22 protein-coding genes are annotated in these 22,333 nt (G+C 46.5%); 16 read left to right on the plus strand and 6 right to left on the minus strand.

The window, feature by feature from the left end:
• Positions 1–423 precede the first annotated feature (423 nt).
• The 8 genes from ACWXW9_RS19745 (at position 424) to ACWXW9_RS19780 (ending at position 11,082) form a co-directional block, all read left to right on the plus strand.
• A complete protein-coding gene (locus ACWXW9_RS19745) occupies positions 424–2,088 on the plus strand; it encodes a PucR family transcriptional regulator (protein WP_494930801.1) in 1,665 nt (554 codons plus the stop codon).
• Between the two features lie 102 nt (positions 2,089–2,190).
• Positions 2,191–3,714 (plus strand): copper amine oxidase N-terminal domain-containing protein, encoded by a 1,524-nt coding sequence (locus ACWXW9_RS19750; RefSeq protein WP_494930802.1) that lies wholly within the window; start codon positions 2,191–2,193, stop codon positions 3,712–3,714.
• Between the two features lie 295 nt (positions 3,715–4,009).
• Entirely contained in the window at positions 4,010–5,305 is a 1,296-nt protein-coding gene (locus ACWXW9_RS19755) for a galactokinase (protein ID WP_494930803.1), read from the plus strand.
• Between the two features lie 165 nt (positions 5,306–5,470).
• Positions 5,471–6,391, plus strand: coding sequence for a PD-(D/E)XK nuclease family protein (locus ACWXW9_RS19760; protein ID WP_494930804.1), 921 nt, complete (start codon positions 5,471–5,473; stop codon positions 6,389–6,391).
• Between the two features lie 45 nt (positions 6,392–6,436).
• Positions 6,437–7,240: an aminoglycoside phosphotransferase family protein gene (locus ACWXW9_RS19765; RefSeq protein WP_494930805.1), complete on the plus strand. Its 804-nt coding sequence runs from the start codon at positions 6,437–6,439 to the stop codon at positions 7,238–7,240.
• A 114-nt stretch (positions 7,241–7,354) separates the two neighbouring features.
• Complete coding sequence (locus ACWXW9_RS19770) at positions 7,355–8,068, plus strand: SGNH/GDSL hydrolase family protein (protein ID WP_494930806.1); 714 nt, start codon at positions 7,355–7,357, stop codon at positions 8,066–8,068.
• 139 nt (positions 8,069–8,207) lie between these two features.
• On the plus strand, positions 8,208–9,551 hold the full coding sequence (locus ACWXW9_RS19775; RefSeq protein WP_494930845.1) for a hemolysin family protein: 1,344 nt from the start codon (positions 8,208–8,210) through the stop codon (positions 9,549–9,551).
• Positions 9,552–9,810: 259 nt separating this feature from the next.
• Positions 9,811–11,082 (plus strand): methyl-accepting chemotaxis protein, encoded by a 1,272-nt coding sequence (locus ACWXW9_RS19780; protein WP_494930807.1) that lies wholly within the window; start codon positions 9,811–9,813, stop codon positions 11,080–11,082.
• Between the two features lie 79 nt (positions 11,083–11,161).
• On the opposite strand, the gene ACWXW9_RS19785 is transcribed toward ACWXW9_RS19780, so the two are convergent.
• On the minus strand, positions 11,162–11,374 hold the full coding sequence (locus ACWXW9_RS19785) for a hypothetical protein (protein ID WP_342416834.1): 213 nt from the start codon (positions 11,372–11,374) through the stop codon (positions 11,162–11,164).
• A 90-nt stretch (positions 11,375–11,464) separates the two neighbouring features.
• On the opposite strand from ACWXW9_RS19785, the gene ACWXW9_RS19790 reads away from it, so the two are divergent.
• From ACWXW9_RS19790 to ACWXW9_RS19800, 3 genes are all read left to right on the plus strand, one after another.
• The gene (locus ACWXW9_RS19790; RefSeq protein WP_494930808.1) at positions 11,465–12,277 is read left to right on the plus strand and encodes a YwaF family protein; all 813 of its coding nucleotides are present in this window, start codon (positions 11,465–11,467) and stop codon (positions 12,275–12,277) included.
• Positions 12,278–12,476: 199 nt separating this feature from the next.
• Complete coding sequence (locus ACWXW9_RS19795; RefSeq protein ID WP_494930809.1) at positions 12,477–13,910, plus strand: N-acyl-D-glucosamine 2-epimerase; 1,434 nt, start codon at positions 12,477–12,479, stop codon at positions 13,908–13,910.
• Between the two features lie 55 nt (positions 13,911–13,965).
• Positions 13,966–14,637, plus strand: a complete 672-nt coding sequence (locus ACWXW9_RS19800) for an MgtC/SapB family protein (RefSeq protein ID WP_494930810.1) — start codon at positions 13,966–13,968, stop codon at positions 14,635–14,637.
• Positions 14,638–14,869: 232 nt separating this feature from the next.
• Here ACWXW9_RS19800 and ACWXW9_RS19805 read toward each other — a convergent pair whose 3' ends face one another.
• On the minus strand, positions 14,870–15,547 hold the full coding sequence (locus ACWXW9_RS19805; RefSeq protein WP_149096097.1) for a peptidylprolyl isomerase: 678 nt from the start codon (positions 15,545–15,547) through the stop codon (positions 14,870–14,872).
• Positions 15,548–15,663: 116 nt separating this feature from the next.
• Here ACWXW9_RS19805 and ACWXW9_RS19810 point away from each other — a divergent pair, with 116 nt between their 5' ends.
• Positions 15,664–15,834, plus strand: coding sequence for a hypothetical protein (locus ACWXW9_RS19810; protein WP_170970780.1), 171 nt, complete (start codon positions 15,664–15,666; stop codon positions 15,832–15,834).
• A gap of 44 nt (positions 15,835–15,878) precedes the next feature.
• Here ACWXW9_RS19810 and ACWXW9_RS19815 read toward each other — a convergent pair whose 3' ends face one another.
• Complete coding sequence (locus ACWXW9_RS19815; protein WP_025685196.1) at positions 15,879–16,136, minus strand: YqkE family protein; 258 nt, start codon at positions 16,134–16,136, stop codon at positions 15,879–15,881.
• 136 nt (positions 16,137–16,272) lie between these two features.
• Here ACWXW9_RS19815 and ACWXW9_RS19820 point away from each other — a divergent pair, with 136 nt between their 5' ends.
• Both ACWXW9_RS19820 and ACWXW9_RS19825 read left to right on the plus strand, forming a co-directional pair.
• Positions 16,273–17,505: an MFS transporter gene (locus tag ACWXW9_RS19820; protein WP_494930811.1), complete on the plus strand. Its 1,233-nt coding sequence runs from the start codon at positions 16,273–16,275 to the stop codon at positions 17,503–17,505.
• Positions 17,506–17,671: 166 nt separating this feature from the next.
• Positions 17,672–17,851, plus strand: coding sequence for an aspartyl-phosphate phosphatase Spo0E family protein (locus ACWXW9_RS19825; protein ID WP_192510202.1), 180 nt, complete (start codon positions 17,672–17,674; stop codon positions 17,849–17,851).
• A gap of 137 nt (positions 17,852–17,988) precedes the next feature.
• Here ACWXW9_RS19825 and ACWXW9_RS19830 read toward each other — a convergent pair whose 3' ends face one another.
• On the minus strand, positions 17,989–18,186 hold the full coding sequence (locus ACWXW9_RS19830) for a hypothetical protein (protein WP_494930812.1): 198 nt from the start codon (positions 18,184–18,186) through the stop codon (positions 17,989–17,991).
• A 170-nt stretch (positions 18,187–18,356) separates the two neighbouring features.
• Between ACWXW9_RS19830 and ACWXW9_RS19835 the strand changes: the two genes are divergently transcribed.
• On the plus strand, positions 18,357–18,482 hold the full coding sequence (locus tag ACWXW9_RS19835; RefSeq protein WP_494930813.1) for a hypothetical protein: 126 nt from the start codon (positions 18,357–18,359) through the stop codon (positions 18,480–18,482).
• A gap of 201 nt (positions 18,483–18,683) precedes the next feature.
• Here the strand turns inward: ACWXW9_RS19835 and ACWXW9_RS19840 are convergent, their stop codons facing one another.
• Positions 18,684–19,586: a DMT family transporter gene (locus ACWXW9_RS19840; RefSeq protein ID WP_494930814.1), complete on the minus strand. Its 903-nt coding sequence runs from the start codon at positions 19,584–19,586 to the stop codon at positions 18,684–18,686.
• A 160-nt stretch (positions 19,587–19,746) separates the two neighbouring features.
• Here ACWXW9_RS19840 and ACWXW9_RS19845 point away from each other — a divergent pair, with 160 nt between their 5' ends.
• Positions 19,747–20,592 carry a TrmB family transcriptional regulator gene (locus tag ACWXW9_RS19845; RefSeq protein WP_431090130.1) on the plus strand — a complete coding sequence of 282 codons (846 nt, stop codon included), beginning with the start codon at positions 19,747–19,749 and terminating at the stop codon, positions 20,590–20,592.
• An 87-nt stretch (positions 20,593–20,679) separates the two neighbouring features.
• Here the strand turns inward: ACWXW9_RS19845 and ACWXW9_RS19850 are convergent, their stop codons facing one another.
• Entirely contained in the window at positions 20,680–22,305 is a 1,626-nt protein-coding gene (locus tag ACWXW9_RS19850) for a DUF1593 domain-containing protein (RefSeq protein WP_494930815.1), read from the minus strand.
• Between the last annotated feature and the right edge of the window lie 28 nt (positions 22,306–22,333).

Raw genomic sequence — 22,333 nt, forward strand, 5'->3', positions numbered from 1 at the left:
ATCCAACGGCAAATAATTGTTCTTCAGGGCAGCTACGCTGCTGTGTTAGTATTCGTTGATCATGAATCCAACGGCAAATAATTGTTCTTCAGGGCAGCTACGCTGCTGTGTTAGTATTCGTTGATCATGAATCCACCAGCAAATAATTATTCTTTAGGGCAGCTATGCTGCTGTGTTGCTGTGTTGCTATTTGCTGCATCAAACTTTCGCAAAAATTGCATGATCCTTGTTATACAGCCTGCCAATTAGTTATATGGACTCAAGCCGATAAATGCAATTCATGTTAGATTAGGTACAGTTTACAAGTGGAAAAGCTCCTTGACATCATACATTTTGTCGGATTATCTGCCTTCAAGGCTCGACTTTTTGATGAATAGGTGTCATATAAAATGACATTAAGACATATACATAAGGAGAATTCCGATGAACGGTAAAAAAAACTTTACCATTGCGGATGTGCTGGAACGTCCGGTATTCCGGCGGGCCAAGCTGGCGGCCGGGGAGCAGGGCACGAGTCACCGGGTCGGCTGGGTCCATGTGCTGGAAATCACAAACGTAACCCCCTTTGTGAGTCGTCATGACCTGATTTTGACGACCGGCCTGTGGCTAACCCGAGAGGGGGAGGAACGCGCTGAGTATATGGAGCAGTTGATCCGTTCCGAAGCCGCAGGACTATGTGTGGAGCTGGGTACGAGCATCCATGAGATTCCGCCTGAAATTCTGGAGCTGGCGGAACGTCATCATTTTCCGGTCATCGTATTTGAACAGCCGGTACGCTTTGTTGAAATCACGCAAGATATTCATTCCCTGCTTATTAACCGCCACCACGAACTACTGAAAGATCTGGAGCGTTTCTCGCGCCAGCTTCAGCAGGAGACGCTGCGCAGCACGGATATGAGTGCCCTTTTACGGGCACTTCATGATTATGCCGCCCGACAGGTCATCTACATGTCTTCCATTGATACCAATCGGTTCGTGCCTTCCATCCAGCCTGATGTGGCTGACCGCATTGCGAATTTCTATGCCAATGAGGTGGAATCTAGCATGACGTCTGACCGGGAGGGTCACTTGCTGTTCCATCTTAATGAATCCACCGCCGTCTTGTTTCAGCCGGTTGTCTGCTTCGGGCAGGTGTTTTCCGCAGTAGGTCTGGTGCTGCATGGCGAAACGCCGACGGAAGAACTGTCACTGCTGCTTGACTACACAGCCAAGGCAGCCGCTACGCTGGTGCTGAGAACTCAGTTCCTCGAAGACCGGTTGTTACGCAACCAGAATGAACTGATTCAGGATATGCTGAACGGACAGCTTCCCAGCGAAGAACAGGCTCAGACCCGGATGGGGCTACGTCTGCTGTCCAAGGGACAGTATTTATTTTGGGCCGGGGTTATTGAGGTAGAGCATCAGGATAAGGAAGCCAGCCAGGTGCGCAAGGAGTCCATTAACCAGGATATATTGGTACTACTCCGTTCTTTGCTGAAAAAGGAGACGCTGCACAACCTGCTCATGATGAAGGGGAACCAGTGCTACATTCTTTGTGCCAAGGAGGAATTGACTCTTCGTTCCGCGGCGCAAATGAAGAAAGTGCTTGCCCATACCGTACAATATATTCAGAACTATGCCGCAGGGCAGCTCGACAAGGTGCGCATTCATGCAGGTTTCGGCAAAGTGAGGTACCGGATGACCGGAGCAGGCCGTAGTTTTGAAGAGGCTTATCAGGTTATTGAAGTGGCGCGAAGCGTTTCGGCCATGAGAGATCGACTTTTTTACGACAGTATCGGAATCTATCAATTGTTGAAAGCCGTACCCCTCACTCCGTTTTTACAAGAGTTTGTACAGGACCATTTGGGCGGGCTGCTTGCGCATGACCGTGAGCACCATATGCAGCTTCTGGATACGCTGGATGCTTATTTTCAATGCCATGGCTCCAAACGCGACACTGCTGGAATCCTGTACATTCACAGGCAAACTCTCTACAATCGGCTGGACAAAATTAACGAGATCATAGGAGGAAATCTGGCAGACCCGGATAAACGTCGTTGTCTGGAGATGGCATTGCTGGCTCACCGGATGCTACAGGCCGAAAAATGATCCTAAATGACTACTTCTATTTTCCAATCTACTCATTTACAATGCGTGTTAACACTGAGATAATAGAAGAGATAACGGTAATATCTTTGAAAGGGGATTAATATGAATATAAAAAAATGGATTGCCGTCCCTCTTATTCTGCTAATGGTAGCTTTGACGGGTTGCCAGGCAGTAGGCGGATTTGATGTAAGTAAAAATCTTTTGGGCACACTTGATGTGAAATCCCAGCAGTCAACGGAGAAGATATCTCTTAAATTGACTCCAAAAGAAGGCATTACGCAAGGAGATCAGGAAATTGTTGATTTAATCAATTCTATTTCCGTAACAGTGGATGAGGCCAAGGTACAATCGGAGGAACTCGCTTCCGCCAAGGGTACATTGCACATCGATAAGTATAGTTTGCCGTTTGAAATTGCTTTGGACCGCCAAGGTGTGGCTATTCAACTGGAAGGTGCCAAAAAACCTTATTACATATCTTTGAACTCGCAGGAGAGTTTGAGTGGTCTGCCTGCCGGATTTGATCCTTATGTATACTCCAAGGATGTAAGAGATCTGACGAAAACAGCCGCAGCGCTTGTACTCAAGCATGCTCCTAACCCTTCGACCATCTCTGCAACGTCTGTAACCGAGGAAGTTTATGGTGAGAAGGACAAAGTGAAGCTGACTCGTTTGCATGCTGAACTTCGTGGCGATGAGCTGGTTACATTGGTGAAACCGTTCCTGACCAATCTGGCCAAGGACGAGGCTGGCTTGAAGGAACTGATCGGGCAAGCGATTGATTTCACTAAAAATATCGCTTCCAGCATGAATGTTGATGGTGCTGATCAAGTCACAAGCGAACTGAACACGAACAAGGAAAAACTGGTCAATGAGGCTTATACCGAGGTTAAAAAGTATTTGGATCTGGCCGTTGCTCAATATGATGTAGGCGTAAGCACTTTATATGCACAGTCTCCTGAAATTAAAACGGTTCTGAGTTCCAATACGGTTCTGAAAACCGATATATATTTTGATGAAAAAGGAAATGTTCGCAAATCACTGTCAGACCTGACGGTTGCTTTGCCAGAAGTAGATAGTCTTCCAGTGAAGTCCTTCTCGATTGTTACGGAAGTTCAATCTTGGAACGTAAACGGCAGTGTAACAGCCGACAAGGTAGATATCTCCAATGGTGTTATCGACCTGAATAAACAAGCGGAACTTACGCCGGGAGCGACACTTCGCAATTTTGAAGCAAACTCTCCGATCTACAATATTTTAAAAAATGATTTGGAAATTACAAAAGTAGAAACAACCTTTGATCCTAACGATGATTATTATGTGCTGGTGAATCGTAAAGGTACGGCCTTCATTCCACTGCGTGAGCTGACGTACGAATTGGGTTCCGAATTAAAATGGGATGCAGCAGCCAAGCAAATTACAGTTGTGGATGATATTACAGGTAAGACCATCAAGCTGAAAAGCGGTTCCAAACAGGCTGTACTGGAAGGAAGCACATTAACGCTGCCACAAGCTCCATATACGGATGAATATGGTACGTTGTATGTTCCTTTCAAATCGGTTGCCGAAGCACTGGGTGCTACAGTAACCCGTAACAGTAATGGTGAGTATGTATTGAAACGTGACTAAAAAGACATTCCACATATCTGTGTCCAACTGCACCGCTGGTGCATGGAATATGCAGGTATAGACGCAGGAACCGGCCCGTTCAAGGGTCGGTTCCTTTTTACATATCCTTACGAGTCCAATCCGGGGTAAAGTAAGAATACATTCTCACAGAAGCGGTTTAAATAAGCGCTTACAGGTTTAAAAAATACCCTACTTTTGTACAGAAAAAATTGAGATAATCATAGTGTTGTTTCGCCATTATATATTTGCGGTCAGGTGCCACAGTGGAAATCACCTACAATAGGGGGATATAACGATGAAAGATATGGAACTGTTGAATTCTAGTGAGGGCCAAATTGTACTTGCTCGAATGTACGGTCAACAGCAGGTTGCAGAGCAAACGACGCGATATCAATCACTTCTACAGGCGTACCGGGAGCACTTCGGCGTTGGGGATATTGAATGGTTTAGTGCTCCGGGAAGATGCGAAATTGGAGGGAATCATACAGACCACAATCACGGGAAGGTGTTGGCAGGCAGTATTACACTTGATACCATCGCTGTAGCTGCTAAAGTGGAGGAGCCTGTAATTACGTTCTTTTCAGAAGGCTACAAAACGAAATACGTCATTGATTTAAATGACTTGTCACCACGGTCGGAGGATGACGGTACGATGCTTCTGGTCCGCGGTATTGCGGCTGGCTTGCTCGAATTCGGCTATCGCATCGGAGGATTCCGGGCTTATATATCAAGCAATGTGTTCTCTGCTTCAGGATTAAGCTCTTCTGCTTCATTTGAAATGTTGATCTGCACTATAATCAGTCATTTTTATAATGAGGGAGCGTTGGATGCTGTCGCCAAATCCAAAATCGGTCAGTACGCCGAAAATGGCTACTGGAACAAGCCGTCGGGACTGCTTGACCAAATGGCTTGCGCATATGGAGGATTGGTTGCCATTGATTTTGTAAACCCCAAGGAACCGATCATAAATCCAGTTCACTGGGATTTTCAAGAAAACGGATATTCCCTGGTTATCGTCAATACAGGCGGAGATCATGCTGGTTTAACGGACGATTACGCGGCGGTGCCCAACGAAATGCGTGCAGTGGCTCAGTCCTTAGGTGCTTCTGTTTGCCGTGACTTATCGCCGGAGGATCTGTATGCCAACCTCAAAATGGTCAGGGAAAAAGCAGGAGATCGTGCAGTGCTGCGTGCGTTGCATTTTTTTGAAGAAAATAGACGTGTCGATGAACAGGTGAAATCGCTGGAGGAGGGACGTTTTTCTGATTTCTTGAGGCTCGTCACCGAATCCGGTAATTCTTCATGGAAATGGCTTCAAAACGTATATAGAAGTGGGGTTAACCGGGAACAGGAAGTATCTGTCGCGCTTGCATTAACGGAAATGTTTTTGCAATCAATAGATGACAGCGCATGCAGGGTACATGGTGGTGGCTTTGCTGGAGTCATCTTGACGATTCTTCCCAATGATTGTGTTGACGATTATAAGACGTGGATCAGCGGAATGCTGGGAACTCCGGTACTCGTTGTCAACGTCCGTGAGCAGGGTGCCGTTAATGTAAGTGATTTGATTCATGCGGCAACGAAGGATTGAAAATGAAGCCAGAGTTGGACGGATCTCAGGAGTTATTGCGAATTGACTATACTAGACCGTTGAAGGCTTTAACCTCTGGGTTAAAGTCTTCGTTCTTTTTGGACGATGCAGTCCAGGCTTGCGGTATAATAGAGCATGGAAGTTTTAACGAAGGAGGTCCTATTCATGGCTATGTACCCGTCCTGGTCCTATTCACAATCTAGGGCCCAAACGTTCGATGAATGCCTACGCAAATACTATTATCATTATTACGGCTCGCATAACGGCTGGAACCCTACACAGGGCAGTGAAGAGCAGGTTGCGTTGTATCGGCTCAAGCAGTTGAGCAACTTATATATTTTGTTTGGGAATATTACGCATCAAATGTGTGAATCGGTCATACGTGGTTGGATGGAAAAAGGCGCTGTTCCACGTCCGGCGTACCTGGAGACAGCGATGAAGAACATGCTGAATGACAGCTACAAGGAATCGCTGCAACAACGTGAGCTATGGCAGCAAGACCCCAAAAATCGCATCATGCTCGCTGAAATTTATTATGATGACGAAGTGCTGCCGGAACGAATTGCCCGTATTAAAGAGCGACAACATACAGTGGTACATAATCTGTACCGTACTGCGGTTTGGCGTGAGCTACAGCAGGCTGAGGCCCGAATTGTCGAGATCGAGAAGTGGGATACGATGCTGCTTCATGAGACGAAGGTCTATGTCAAAATGGATTTGCTCTACCGCAGAGGTAATGGAGACATGGTTATCGTAGATTGGAAAACAGGTAAGGAAGGCGACTTCTCCGACCAACTATTTTTGTACGCTTCCTATGTGCAGGAGCACTATCAGCTTCCGTTGGATAAGATCGAGGTGCGTGTGGAGTATCTAATGACGGGAGAACATGAGGTGTACCGTCCCACGCAGGAGGATATCGACAAGGTCGTTGCCAATGTCGGGCGATATATCGAGGAAATGAAGTCCTGTCTCGACGATGATTATTATAATCGGCCGAAACCCGAGTCCTTCTTCACGCCCATGCCTTCACGCAGAGCGTGCGGCGGCTGTAATTTTCGGGAGGTATGCAAGTACCGCGCGGTATAGGATGGGATTGTGACAGGCGCAACCAATGCGGATGGAGGGATCACATTGAACAAAGGCGCCATGATAGGAAAAGGCATGAGTGCTGAGGTTTATGAATGGGGCGATCAGCAGGTTTTAAAGCTCTATTACGATGGCTATCAGCCTGAATGGATTCGATTTGAAGCCGAGATCGGCAGGGCTGTCAAGGAAGCCGGAGTACCTGCCCCAGGCGTTTACGAGATGTTGGAGAAAGAAGGGCGGCAAGGACTGCTTTACGAACGGATTCCGGGAGTATCTATGCTTGCTATGATTCAAAGCTCTCCGTATAGAATTTTGAGATATGCAAGAGAAATGGCTCGGCTTCATTGGAGCATTCATCGCTGTCCAACGACCAAGCTTCCTCGCCAAAAAGACAGATTGGAGCAAGCAATGAATGACTCCAAAGAATTATTGGGAGAGAAAACAAAGCTGATTTGTGAATTTATGGACACTTTACCAACTGGTAATTGGGTTTGTCATGGTGATTTTCACCCCGACAATATCTTAATGACGAATCATCAATCAATCGCAATTGATTGGACAAACGCTAGTATAGGAGACCCGATGTGCGATGTAGCAAGAACTTCATTAATGTTGCTTTCTCCGTTTAATCCACCAGGGACACCAAGAACGATGGAGCCTTTATTGTGTCTATTTAAAAGAATACTAAACAGAGCTTACCTGAATGAATATTGCAGAAGCTCCAATATAAAAGCTGATAGCATGAATAGCTGGATATTACCTGTAGCGGCTGCCAGGTTACGAGAGGGGATTTCTGGTGAGCAAGAGTGGCTACTGCATCTCATTAATCATCGGCTCCAAAACATGTAGGTACGCTTATACAATCTAGCCGGTATCATTACGACAAGCCAGCTTAAGAGTGTATGGCAAATCTACAATTCTCTCAAGTTTTGAAATCGCTTTCTAATTTAAGAAATACGAGGTATGATAAGGATATTATTGGAAAAGGTTAAGGAGGGATTGTGGAATATGACAAGCAGCACTAATACAGGACGCACACGTATTCTTTTTCAGGGAGATTCCATAACAGATGGAGGAAGAGGGCGGAATGAGGACGCGAACCATTGGCTAGGCCAGAGCTATGTGTATCTGATCGCAGGTGAACTGGGGAGTCGATTGACTGCTACGCAGCCAGAATTTGTGAACCGGGGGATTTCGGGGGATCGGGTTTCGGATTTGTATGCGCGTTGGAATGAGGACACGTTTAGCCTCAAGCCGGACCTGCTCAGTATTCTGATCGGAGTGAACGATGCCTGGCGGATCGTGGAGCAGGAGCCGTCCGGGGTGACGGACCGATTTGAACGAGCCTATCGCCACATTTTGGAGGAAACGCGTGAAGTGCAGCCTGATACCGGGCTGGTGCTGTGTGAGCCGTTTATTTTGAAAACGGGAGCTACCGAGGCACGATGGGACATTTGGCAGGAAAAAATAACGGGCTATCAGCGTCTGGTGCGTCAGCTTGCGGACGAATTTGGGGCCGTATTTGTGCCGCTCCAAAGCGTGCTGAACGAGGCAGCTACCAAGGCGGACGCCTCCTATTGGCTGCATGACGGAGTTCATCCGACAGCGGTTGGACACCAACTGATAGCTGATCAATGGATAGATATCGTGCAAAAGAGTCCGCTGGCGATTCGCTAACTTGGTCAACCATAGTCTACTCCTTGTCATTTTTGGGTAATACACGATTATGGACATAATGACTTATAGGATCTGTCCATCCAAAAATGAACGTCATAAGGGGTGCTTCTTGCTTCGTATGGCGGGGCAAGAGAGGGCTGTGGAAACTGTGAATATCATACTGGTCATTTTACTGATTGCGTTAACTGCGTTCTTCGTTGCATCCGAGTATTCCATTATTCGCGTGCGGGTATCCCGTATCAATCAGCTTGCATCCGAAGGGAATAAAAATGCCAAAGCTGTCAAAAATATTTTGTCCCGACTGGATGAGTATTTATCTGCTTGTCAGCTAGGGACCACGTTAACCTCGATGGCGTTAGGCTGGCTCGGGGAGTCTACGGTTGAAAAGCTGCTGCATCCGCTATTTGTGCTGGCGCATATTCCGGCCGGACTCACGGGAGTATTATCCTTTTTGCTGGCTTTTCTGATTTTGACGTATTTCGAGGTGGTTATCGGGGAGCTGGTGCCCAAAACATTCGCCATACAGATTGCGGAGCCGATGGCTTTGTTTTTTGCCCGTCCCATTACAATCTTCTATAAAATGACGTATCCGCTGAACTGGGTACTCAGCCGTTCCTCGCGTGTCATTACGGGACTTTTCGGGCTGAAAAAGGTTTCCGAGGAAGATGCGGCTCTCAGTGAGGCAGAGCTGCGTTTGGCATTATCCGAAGGATACCGCAGTGGTGAAATTACACCGACAGAATATCGCTACCTGAACAATGTGTTTGATTTTGACGACCGTGCAGCGCAAGAGATTATGGTACCGCGTATCCATATCCGCTCTATTTCTCATCTGGCAACGGTGGCAGAGTTTATGGAGCTGATCGAGGACAAGGTCTATAACTTTCTGCCTGTAGCCGAAAACGGGGATCGGGATCGTATTATCGGGATGATCCGTGTGAAGGAAGCGCTGCATGATTTGGCCCGAGGGCACAGCACAGGGAATACCACGATGGCTTCCTATATTCATCCGGTGCTTCAAGTGATTGAAACCATTCAGGCCCGGGACCTGCTGATTCAGATGCAAAAGCGACGTATTCCCGTAGCGGTGCTGGTGGACGAATATGGCGGCACATCCGGATTGGTCACACTGGAGGATATTATGGAGGAGATTGTAGGGGACATTCCTTCCTATACCGATACCGAAACCCCTGCGGCGCTAACCCCTCTCATTACAAAAACAGACGATCATCGTTACATACTCAAATCGCAAGCGCTCATTCATGAAGTCAATCGGCGTTTGGAGACGGATATTGAGGCCAGAGACGTATATACGATTGGCGGCTGGATGCTTTCAGAGCATTTTGATATCAGACAGGGAGAGAGTATGACCATAGGCTCATGGGAGTTTACCGTACTGAAAAAAAACAGTCACCAAATAGACACAATTGAAGCAGTCAAAAAAACAGCTAGTGAACAGGGAAATGACAATAATTCCGAATGATGGAATGGTTGAGTGCCTGAAAATCAATGGTTTAATAGGTGAAGAATGGCCTGTAAAGCAAGCAGCAGTGCGGTTTGTCCCTTTTTTTGATACGCTGATGCCTGTTACATGTTATTTTTGGCTGTTAAGGTGGAGGGCCTAAAGTCTCTCTATCTTTATGCTCATAAATAAGGTTGTCTGTGAAAAACACCACTAGAATTGTAGCAATTATATGGTAAAATGGAATCAAATTTGAGTTTTTTGGGGTGGGCTACATTACATGAAAATGTCACTAGGTACGAAAATGGTTGCTGCATTTGTCGCTATTTCTGCAATAACCTATGGAACAAGCGCTTTTTTTATTTTTGTACTCAAGGACTGGCTTGCTCAAGGTACACAGGAATGGCTGTATATCTCAATCATTCTGTTAATGGGCGTTCTGTGGAGTGGCATTTTGGGGTGGTTGATCTCCAAATTTCTCACACGTCCGATTGTCAGATTGGCAAAGGCGGCTGAGGAAGCCTCGGCAGGGAATCTATCCGTAGTCATTCCTGATCGTCGTTCAGATGACGAAATCAAGGTGCTTTATGATGCATTCCGGAGTATGATGCTAAACATCAAGGATATGTTTAACGAGATATCGTATAGCTCAAGAGCGACTTCGCAAAACGCGGAAAACCTTAGTTCGGCTATTGTACAGGCTACGACACAGATTGAGTCCATGACTTCGGTGGTGGAGGATATTTTGGAAGGCGTAGAGCAGCAAAGGGATGCGTCTGTCCAATCTATTGAAACAGCGGATCTAATGCTGGGCGATTTTAAAATGATGCGCAGCAAATCGGGCCATATGCTGGAACTGTCAGGCCACATGGAGCATTCGGTCGATTCGACGCAGACGGTATTTTCATCCCTGATGGAGGGAATGGGGGAGCTGACTGCTTCTCATGGCCGTTCGCAGCAGGTCATTGCACGACTGGAAAAGGAAGCTTCACAAATTGAAGCGATTACAAGCACTGTCAAGGATATCGCAGAACAAACTCATTTGCTGGCGCTGAACGCCTCCATTGAAGCCGCACGTGCCGGAGAAGAAGGTAACGGGTTTGCCGTAGTCGCTCACCAGATTCGCGCGTTGGCTTCACAAAGCACAGAATCGGTGCAGCAAATCAATGCCATCGTTAGCCGTGTGCAGTCGCAAATTGTGGAAACGGTACAATTAATGCACCAGCAAACATCACTGGTCAGCGCTGAGGCGGAACGGACAAGCTCTGTGGATCAGACGTTGAGTCGTTTGAACTCGATTGTGCGTGAATTTGTCGAAGGTATTCGCTTAATGGAAGAAGCTGTGACGGAGCAGACGAATCGGGTAGATCAAACCTTTGAGCAGATCAATCGTATTCAGCAAATGTCAGGGGCATTCTCGGAAGGTGCACACAAGATTTATACAGCCGCTCATGAGGAAACGGCTATTATGCAGGAAATTTCGTCTTCTTCCGAGGATTTGAAAGTGCTTACGAACAAGCTCATGATGAAAACTCGTGGAATGCAGCTGTAGAACGTGACGTGTCAGAAAAAGCAAATATAGCCGCTATACACCGGAAAACGAAGCAAAATGGTTCTCCGGTGTGTAACGGTTATTTTTTAATTTCAAAAAACTCACATTGTTTTCTGGGATGGTAGGCCAGATCACTGACACTGGATTGCACGACGATGGTTTGATCGTCAAAACGGATAATGACTCCGCCCGAACCAATCAACTGGTCATCCTGAAATATGCGGACACGAAGATGACGTTCCAACGCCTCGGTGAAATCCTGATCTGTCATCAAACGGCGATTAATGGGCATGAGGGTCTCCTTTGAATATGATATCTTTTATCATAAAGGCTAAGGTGTCGAACAAGCAAGAAAGAGAAAAAGGATAGAAGGGGGCTTTTGATGGACAAGCCGTGGTCATGGTCCTGGTTCGATGCCACTGCGCCGGAAGGATTCGAGGCTTTTACTTCTTCACATTGGGTGGCTGTACTAGGGCTTATTTTATGTACTTTACTGCTTTGGCTGACAAGGGGCCTGATTCGGTCGCATAAGTCGTTAAGCGAGGGTATTCGCTGGCTCCTGGTTACCATACTCATTCTGTCAGAGGTGACTCTGAATATTTGGTATGTGACCCAGCACATTTGGAATGCTGAGACGTCATTGCCGCTGGAGCTGTGCAGTGTGACGCTGCTGCTATCGATTGTGATGTTGATTTTCCGCAGTCGCTGGCTGTATCCGATCATACTTTTTGCCGGAATTGGAGGAGCGCTTCAAGCGGTACTCACGCCTAATTTGGCATACGCTTTTCCGCACTATCGTTTTATTCATTTTTTTGTGGCTCATAGTGCTATTATATGGGCTGCCTTGTACATGACATGGATCGAAGGGCTGAAGCCGACGTGGAAGGGCGTTGGGGGAGCGATGCTTTTCCTCAATGGCTTGGCGCTGATCGTTTGGCCCGTAGATGATGTACTCGGAGCAAACTATATGTTTCTTGCCGGAAAGCCGTCAACACCGTCGATATTGGATGTTTTGGGACCGTATCCGCTGTATATTCTGGCAGAAGAGGTCATTGCACTGTTATTCTTTTCTCTTATGATGTTGCTGTTCGAGGTGCTGCCTGGAGGCAGGCTGTATGCCCGCTTTCGCAAAGGAGCTGTGCACAGAGCTGAACGTCTTGGGGAAGATCATAGCACGGAGAAAACACTGCGTTGAGGGGCCAGTGATTTCCTCCTCATCCGCACATAAGCTAACCTGACTCGTTATTCCAATACCTCTGATTGATGATGGTGAAACAGTATGTGCTGCATTTCTGTCTGTAAGTCTGCATTTCACGGAATTTGCGAAGTATGGTAACATAGGCGAACCAGCAGGAGCATATAGCGAAGAAGACGGGTAACGGAGGTGGATTCAATTGAGCTATAACAGAAATGACGGGACACAACCAACAGAATCTATAGCACTGACCGGAAAAATAAAGCCGTGGGCGTTGAGCGGCCCCAGTATTCAAATAGATCCGTTATTTCCCTACTACGCGAACCGTTCGCGGGACAGTATAGCCGATGAAATCGCCCTTGCAGGCTACCGGACCGTTCATTATTTTGTTGTGCGTGAAAATGAAGTAGATGGGGCGCTCGTTGCCGCCTTTCAACGCAGGAAAATCGCGGTATGGGCGATGGTGCTTGGCAATGGTTCCTTTGGCGTGTCACAGTTGCCGCCAGAGTGGAAGGGATGGCGCATGGAACTGCTGCGCGAACCGAATGACGGGTTTCAGCGGCTTTCGCATTTTGCGCAGGAATATGTAGAGTGGAAAAAGAAAGCCGCTGCCCGGCTGGTCACCGATATTCCGTTCGACGGGTTCGAGGTGGCGGAGCCTTATTTCCCCGAATGGAACGGGCTGCGCAGTGGAGTGTACGGGGATATAGGTCCGCATGCCCGGCGGGCCTTCCGCGAGCGCAGCGGCGAGGACATTCCGGATTTCCGCGACAAGCATGCCCGAAATTACTACCGGAAGGTCCCGAAGCTGTACGCGCAGTGGGTCGATCTGCGCGTGGACGCCGTGAACGCGCTGATCGGCGAGCTGGTGAATGGCGCAGGTGGCGTGCGTGATGTCCGGCCGGACATCTGCGTGGCGACGTGGTCGCTGGCCGTGAACGGACGCGGCGATGTCCCCGGCCAGCTACGGGAATGGCAGGGTCTGGACGCGGTAGCGATGATCGGGTGCGTAGCCCCGGATATGCATGTGCTCCAGACCCATTGGCCGGACTGGATGCGCCGCCGCCTGCCGCCGCATTATATTGGCGGCTATGCCCGCATAGCGCAGGCGGTACGTGTCGTTTATCCGAATCTGCCCCTCGGGGTGCAGGCGGATATCGGTTCACTCGCGAGTATGGTTCGGGACCGCGAATGGACCCGGCGGTTTGGGGCTACCGCCCTGGAGGGCGGTTATAACACCTGGACCGCCTATGAATACCATCTGGGCGGCTATATGTACGATGAGCCGCCCATCCCGCTCCGTGCGGAAAGATCGACCGCAGATGAGGTAGTCGTTTCTTTCAGCAAGCGGATTGCCGTGCCGTCTGTGAATGAGCTGCGTGTCTGGAGCCGGGAGAGTTCGACTGGTGCAACGGGTGATCTGATTCGCACAGGCGGGAACGATTCATTGAGGCCATTAGAGCTTGTGGATGCAGCGGCAGACGGTAACCGTCTACTGCTACGTATATGTAATTTGCCGCCGAGGGCGTTCAGCCTGAGACTTGAAGGGGTACAGGATACACCGGAGCTATGGCTGCTCAAGGGAAGGAAGGCACATCACAATCTGCCGGAGCATGAAGTGCAAGTTCTTTAAAATTTGGGTAATAACATCTGTTCAAGAAATAAAATGTAGTGGAGTGAACAAGAGTATGTGGGATTGGGATTATTTGATTCGCGTTATGTTCGCTGGCTTGTGCGGCGCGTTAATCGGCTATGAACGCAAAAGTCGGATGAAGGAGGCGGGCATTCGCACGCATTTCATAGTCGGTATCGGTGCGTCGCTCATGATGGTAGTATCCAAATACGGTTTTCAGGATCAAACAGCTTGGTCGAACCTGTCGCTGGACCCTTCCAGAATAGCGGCACAGGTCATTAGCGGCGTCGGATTTATCGGCGCAGGGATGATTTTCACACAAAAAAATAGAATCAAAGGTCTGACCACTGCCGCAGGTATTTGGACTACCGCCGGGATTGGTATTGCTGTGGGTGCTGGTATGTACGGGCTTGGCGCAGGGGTAACCCTTTTTATTTTGGCAGCACAGTCTTTGCTCCATAGCCGTTTTTATCAGCTTGCTACTCCGTCTACGCGGCAAGTGATTGTCCAGGTTGAAAATGAGCCGGGCGTACTGAATCGGATTAAAGAACTGCTGGAGCACAAGAAGCTGACTATTCACAGCTTTCACGCCGAGCGCATCAATAACGGCGAGCAGTTGATTATTCATATGGTTTTAAAGCTGTCCCGGTCAGAGGGGACGGAGGAGTTGTTGTCGTTGCTTCAAGAGATGGAGGGTATTCGTTCGGTAGAGACCAAATCCAATTAGACGGCTGTACTGTTCATACAGTATGTCTTTCAGTGCCTCTTTTGTCGAACGTTGACGGTCCTTGAAACAGTAAAAAAGCTTTAAAAATAATGATTGAAAACGCTTCCTTTTGTGTATATACTCTTACTACATCACAGAGGCAGCACCAAGTAAACATTACTGTGAAGCACGATAAACATCTTTGTATAACATGAAAAACGACCCCATGCATATGCACAGGGCCGATAAGATCTTACTTTACTTTGACTGGAGCCGGATATTTCTTACCCAGCGTGTCCACGGTTACTTTTTTCATCGTAGCTGGTTTGATCGGTTTATCATTGCTGTCACGCTTGGAGTTCACGATGGCATCCACCACGTCCAATCCAGACGTTACTTTGCCGAAAGCAGCGTATTGACCATCAAGGTAATCCGCATCGGCAACCATGATGAAAAATTGCGATCCGGCTGAATCCAGATCCGCTGAGCGGGCCATGGATAGTACGCCGCGCGTGTGCTTGAGCGTGTTATTGACACCGTTGCTCTTGAACTCGCCTTTGATGCTGTAGCCGGGGCCGCCTGTACCGTTACCCTGTGGGTCACCGCCCTGAATCATGAAGCCGGGGATGACACGATGGAAGATCGTACCGTTGTAAGCGCCCTTTTGCACCAGGGAAATGAAATTGTTAACCGTGTTCGGTGCTACTTCCGGGTACAGCTCAAGTTTAATCTTTTTACCGTCGTTCATGACAATCGTGACGACAGGATGGGAAACAGGTTTGCTTTTGTCTTTAGTCGCGGCAGGGGTTGTACTGCTTGTCCGGCTTGCGGCTTCAACATCTGTCGCTTTTGTGCCGCATCCAGCAACCAGCACGAGCATGGTAGCCAGCAGGCACAGCATATACCAGGGACGTATCGTTTTTCGGATCATTTGTATTCCTCCTGAAAGGTTGGATGTGTAAAATCCTAAATTATAGTTTGGGACAGCGCAGAGCACTTTTCCGTTTTCTATCATACCTTTTTTTGTGGGGATAAGGAAATACGGGTTTGAATTCCGTATTCTTGGCCCATACTGCTGCTATTCCCAAGGAAAGGGGCAGAATCATGGTGGAGGTAGACAAAAAGCTGGCTAAAGGTCTCATATGGGGTATGGCGTTCAGTCTGCCGGTTTGGGTAGGGGTGCTATATTCGGTACAACACATCCGTGACTGGCTATAATATAATCAAGCGTGGAGATAGGCCAAAACCGGGATGGTTTTGGCTTATTTATATTTGTGCCAGTCCAGATTGCTGTTATTCAGCAGATGCTCGAAGTTGTTGTCCAGCTTCTTCTGTTCTGCTTTTTTTGCTTCGAGGGCACGCTGCCGTTCGTCTTCCTTACGTTTATCCTGCTCTGCCTGGGCTTCATTGGCCTGAGCCTTGAGCTTATTCAGCACGTCCTGACTCAACAGATCCTTTAACGTTGCAGGTTTGTCCTGAGCCGCAGGAGCAGGGGAAGACGAATTTCTTTTTTTAGCCATGTCATCAACTCCATTCCATTCCATTCGATTATATCAGCTTCTGCATGGTTGTTCCACGGCTGAAGAGTAAGGTTTGCTGTGGACTTTTCAAATTTAGAGGTTAATAATGGAATGAGGAGAAGGGACGTGTAGCATCATGCATCTATATTGGAAGCGAAACCTGGTCGTTTTGTGGATCGGTGTATTTTTTTGCAGCATGGCCTATTCCGTATCCATTCCGTTTTTACCTATTTTTCTGAATACGGAAATGGGTGTGACCGATCATCTGGAGCTGTGGGCTGGGATCGCCTTTGGGGTTACCTTTTTAGCCAGTGCGCTGATTGCCCCGTTTTGGGGTTCGCTCGCAGATAAGTATGGACGGAAGCCGATGCTGATTCGTTCAGGCTTTAGTCTGGCGGTATTGTATTTGATATGTGCCTTTGTGACTGATCCGTATGTGTTCGTAGGGGTACGGCTGTTTCAGGGCCTGCTCTCCGGGTTTATTCCTGCCGCCATCGCATTGGTCGGAACGGGTTCGCCTGAGGATAAAACGGGTTATGCACTCGGCATTATGGCAACCTCCGGGGCGACGGGCAGCATCATAGGTCCGTTGATTGGCGGAGTGGTAAGCCATTATTACGGCAATCGAAATACCTTTCTATTTTCTGCGGGGCTTGTGTTGGTCTCTGCGCTAATTGCGACCTTTGCCGCTAGAGAGGACAACTTCAAGGGAACCAGTACCCGCTCGCATGTCCGTGATGATATCAAGGAAGCTATTGCTAATCGGCCGTTGTATTTTTTGCTCATACTGGCTGGATTGAGTACCTTTTCCGTCATGATCCTGGAGCCGCTGATTACGGTGTATGTTCTGGAAATGGGAATTGACCGTAGTCGAGCGTCTTTAAGCTCCGGAATTGTATTCTCAGCTGTAGGTATTGCGGCTGTGCTGATGGCTCCCCGCTGGGGACGGATTGGTGGCAGGATTGGATTTGCACAAGTGCTGCTGATCGGGCTGATTGGTTCGGGAATCGGCAATATTTTGCAATTTTTTGTATCGAATTTTATCGGCTTTGGTGCGCTTCGGTTTGGTTACGGATTGTTTTATGCGTCTGTCGTTCCGGCTATTAATGCGATGACTGTGGAGGTTACCAAACCGGAGTTTCGCGGACGAGCCTTTAGCTTGAATCAGTCAGCGACACAACTGGCGATGATGGCAGGGCCGCTCATTGGCGGCTTGCTGGGTAGCTGGATACCGATCCGCTGGATCTTTGTGTTGAACGGTGGAATGTTGCTGGTTGCGGCGTTGCTGCTATGGGTGAAGGGAAGGGGAGTTTTTCACGCCTCTGCCCCAAATAACGCAACGGATCGGGATGTTCGTCCTGCCGGATAGGTGTATTGTAAACAACGGTTCGATGTGCATGAACATATTTAATTGCAGACCTGCTCTTTCAGCGGGTCTTTTTTTGTTTGATAATAGATAATTATCCCAAACCTTTACTTTTAGTAAACTTATTCATAACCCTCTAAACTAAGGATACGACAAGGAGGGTTATATAATGATAAGGGACGACATTTTGCGACAACGGTTGGAGAAAGCTCGACAAAAGCTTTATGTTTTGCAAGCAAAACATGGTTTCAGTCACTCCAGCGTGCTCAGACAATCTATGATTCTGGACAAGCTCATTAATCAATATAACCGCCATTTCTATGTGAAAGAAAAAAAGCCGACTGCATGAATGCAACCGACCTGGGCGAGAAACATGGTGAGGTCACTCGCCCTTTTATTGTGGCACATCGTTATATATTTTAGTTGAAGCCTTAGTATTCGGAAATAGCGTTACCTTTACCTCTTTTACGATACCCCCTGCAAAATTCACAAAAAAGCACGATACATACCGTTCGTAATATGATCTATTATAAAATCTACAACCTCATTTACAGAAAATTGTGGTCCATTTTCATAAAGACACTCTCTCATTTTTTCTTCAAACAATTGCTGCATATCCTCAAAAACATATAACTCCGTGTTGCGGTTCCATAATGTAAGATACCATTCTTTATGGTCATACATGAATTGTAACTGTTGGACAAATGAACTTCTATAGGTATCAATTTTATTGTACTGTAATCTTTAGTAAAGGTTTTCTGCTGAATACAGACCATGAAACTTGAAAATCATATTTATCAACATGGAGGGAAATATAATGAGAGAAGCAAAGAAAAGCTATCATTACACCCGACATGTTCGAATGGACAATTCATCCTTCTATCTCCCCTGGAGGAATTGGTTCTGTCCATAGAGTAGAAGAATGGTTTCCAGCAGATTTTTTACCTGAATTATATAAAAAAGAAAAGCTGGGGAAATAACGCTCCAGATCACATGAAAGTAAACTTTTCAGCCCTTTCGCTTCGCAGGAGGAAGTCGGAAGGGCATAGTGTTGACTCTTGTAAGAGTCAGAGGACAACAAGATATATTCATAAGAGGCGCGTAAATCGCGTCTTTTTGTTTTAAGGATATATGTTCTTAACCCTAGCGAAAGATGAACAAAGAGCATGAATACTATTGTGCTATTTGCTGCTTGGTTGCTGTGCACTGAGCAGGACACCTAGGATAACGACCAAACCGCCAATGATTTGTCGCCATGAAATGGTTTCCTGCAACAATAGAACAGAGAATAATACCCCGAATATGGGTACCAGGTTCATTAAGGAAACGGAGCTACTCGGTGACAGCTTGATTAATCCGTAATTGTAAAGCAAAAATGCGATAACGGAACAGAACACGCCCAGATATATTAACAACATAAACGATCCCGTTGTCGGAGCTTGCCAGCTATCTTTTTCAATGAGTGCCAAAGGTATAAAGAAGATGCTGCCTGCAATAGTTTGATAAAAAGATAAAGTCACGGGCGGATATTTGTCCACAACCTTGCGCGTCATGAAAATATAAAATGCCCACGCAAAACCAGTTCCAATCAATATTAAATTTCCGATCAGTTCATTCTTTCCATTCGAGCTTCCGCCTACCGAAGTCAAAAAATATACCCCGATCATAGCCAGTGCAATGCCGATGATTTTATTTTTGGACAGTTTCACTTTATATATCATGAGTTCAAGCAGCGATGTAATCGCGGGATAGGAGGCGACAATCAGTGCTGCGTTGGAAGCGGTGGTCAGGCTTACCCCTATATTCTCCATTGAAAAATAGATAGTGATCCCCAAAACACCGCTAAATGCAATCATAGCTAAGTCCTTTGGCTTAATTTTGACAAATTCCTTTCTTATAAGCAAAATAATACCCAACACGGCGGAGGCTATCATAAATCTGGATAGTCCCAACGTAAGAGGGGGGAACGTGGTATACGCTGCTTTTGTGGCGATAAACGATGTGCTCCAAATCAGCAGAGCCAGAATCGTAGCGCTGTAGTAGATGCGATTGCTGTTGCTGTTGATAGCTATGACTTTGTTCAAGCGAAATCCTCCCTGACATGATCTCATATCAAATAAAATATTAGTAGTTACTAAAGTAGCTACTTAGGTGACTACTAATAAAAAAGATAGTGCGTATATCGGTTTTTGTCAAGGGGAAGTGATATAGTAAGGTTGAACATGAATTTGAGGAGAATGCATCATGAAACCAAATGTATTAGAAATTCTGCGGGATCTGAATTTTACGGAATATGAAGCTAAAGCTTATGTGACCTTGCTGGAAAGCTCTCCACTTTCGGGATACGCTGTGTCATTGAATTCCGGCGTGCCAAGATCTAAAATTTATGAGGTTTTATCAGGGATGGTTAACCGTGGGGACATTATGGTCAGTCAGGATAATACACCGCTATATGTACCACTCCCGCCCCATGAATTGATTGCCCAGAGAAAACGCAAAGCAGAGCAGATTTTTAATGTAGCGCAAGAGACATTGGAGCAGTATACAGCATCGTCCCAAAACAGAGAGAATATTTGGAATATATCGGGTTATGAAGCCATTATAAGTCGCATCAATGAAGGGATTAAGGGAGCCAAACACCGAATCTTAATGGAAATTTGGAAAGAGGATGCCGAGGTGTTCAGAGCTGCTTTAGAGCAAGTCGCCCGGGAAGGCATTGAGATTTTCATTGTAGCGTACGGAGATCTTAAATTTGATTTCGCCACCATTTATCACCATGATATGAGTGAGGAAATTACGTCCGAAATTGGGGGACGGTGGATTGTACTGAGCGTAGATGACCGGGAGGTTGTAGCCGGTATACTTTCGCTCGGGGATGACAGCCGTGCTGCATGGACGATGCATCCGGGGCTTGTGATGCCGATCACGGAAGTGATTATTCATGATGTTTATATTATGGAAATCATGTATGAGTTTCGTGAAGAGTTGGAAGCCAAATTCGGCCCTAATCTTAACCATCTTCGCAATAAATTCGCGATGGGTCCGAATGGCAAAGGATATTATGTCCCTTTACCTGAAAAGAAGGCTTAAAAGCGAGTATACGCTGGTCCAAAATGCATAAATAAAGGCCCATGGAGTGATAATTCCATGAGCCTTTTTCATTGGACGTTCCGTCTGTTATTTTACAGTTACAATCACACGTTGGTAATGTTTTAGCTGATGCTTTCCATTGTCCTGTACTTCTGCGATGATATGAATCGTATTTCCGGACTTGGCATCCGCGGGAACTGTAAAACTTACTGCATTGGTATCGCTGCCTTGCAAGTCAATCGTATTTAATTTCTCGCCTTTAGCTACTTCTCGATGGAGACCAAGTTGCAATCCACTACCCATTTCAGGTTTAACTGGTGCCGGTTTTACTTTAGAATCTTCATACGTATCGGCTTCAAAATATCTCCACCATTTATAGGTTAATGGATCGCCGTCCGGATCTGATCCTTCTGCATGCAGTGTTATTTTCTCTCCGGGACTAGCTGCTACATCTACGCCTTCTTTAATGCTTAAAGTTGGATTATGATTGGCATCTTTATAGTCGGATGCAATCGCCCAATCTGCACGAGCTGCAAAGTCATTTTGAATATCATCAAACCATCTCATCAGAGAATATTCCGCTTCAAATTTTTTCGTATACACATCATAGTCTAACACGGTATTTCTAAATAATTTATCGTTAACCACACCGAAACGACCTCCCCAGCCACCATAGGTTGGGTTTTCCATACTCCGCAGACCGTTATCAATCAGATAGAAGAATGATGGAGAGTCTCCTTCAGAGATAAAATCATATTTATCATATTGTGGATTTTTCTTTAAATAAGCGTCACTGCCTCTTTGTTCTTCAGGCAATTCACCTGGAATCATTTTTCCATCGCCCATCAAAGCGTACATATCGAGCAATTTGCCGTGGCCATTTTGGATATTCTTGAAGTTCCAATCCCCGTGTAACTTGCTGTTTACTTCTTCCGTGTGCATTTTCCAAGCGTATGCAAAATGCCAGAAGTTAGATTGATCATTGATAATTCTGATGTCCGGCCAATTTTTTGCGATGTATTTATTGTAGCTGTCATCCTGATCCAAAATGATATAAAGAACGAGCTTATCGCTCACCTTTTTTTGGATATCAGCCCATTGAGCTGTATTTTTGTATTCGTCCTCAATGGATTTTAAAGCTCTGGCTGTCGTATTTGTGCCACCCCAGGTTTGTACATATAAATCTCTTTTGTCATCATCCAGGAAGAGATTTTTAAGGAAATTAGATCCTTCTGTTTCTTTGTCCATCTCACCTTTGTATGAAATATTGCCTATCTTGGTCACGCTCTTAATATATTCAGGCTTGGGATATCCTTCGGCTTGTTTAGTTAGATTAGGGTAAATTTCTCCATAAGCATCGATCATATCCGTTACCCATTGAGTTCCAGTCCATCTGAATGGTTTTATGCCTGCTTTTTCATCACCTGCATAATGGTACACGGAACTGGTCAGTACGATACCGGACAAGTCCATTTCATTAGAATAGAGGAGGAAGCGAATAACCGAATTCATATCATCGACTTCTCCATCGGTCGTAATAACGGTTCTAGCCTTCGTCGCTTTAGCTTCCACTTTATTGTCCACTTGTTCTTTGGCTGGAGTAGCTTTTTCATCCTTTGCAACAGCAGGAGCTTTTCCGCCGCTACAACCGCTGATGACCAAAATACATATCATACCTAATAGAAAAACGTTTAACCATTTTCTTTCTTTCATTTTCTTTTCCCCTTCCTGAACGTACACA

It is taken from the genome of Paenibacillus sp. LT-B23, assembly GCF_059417685.1.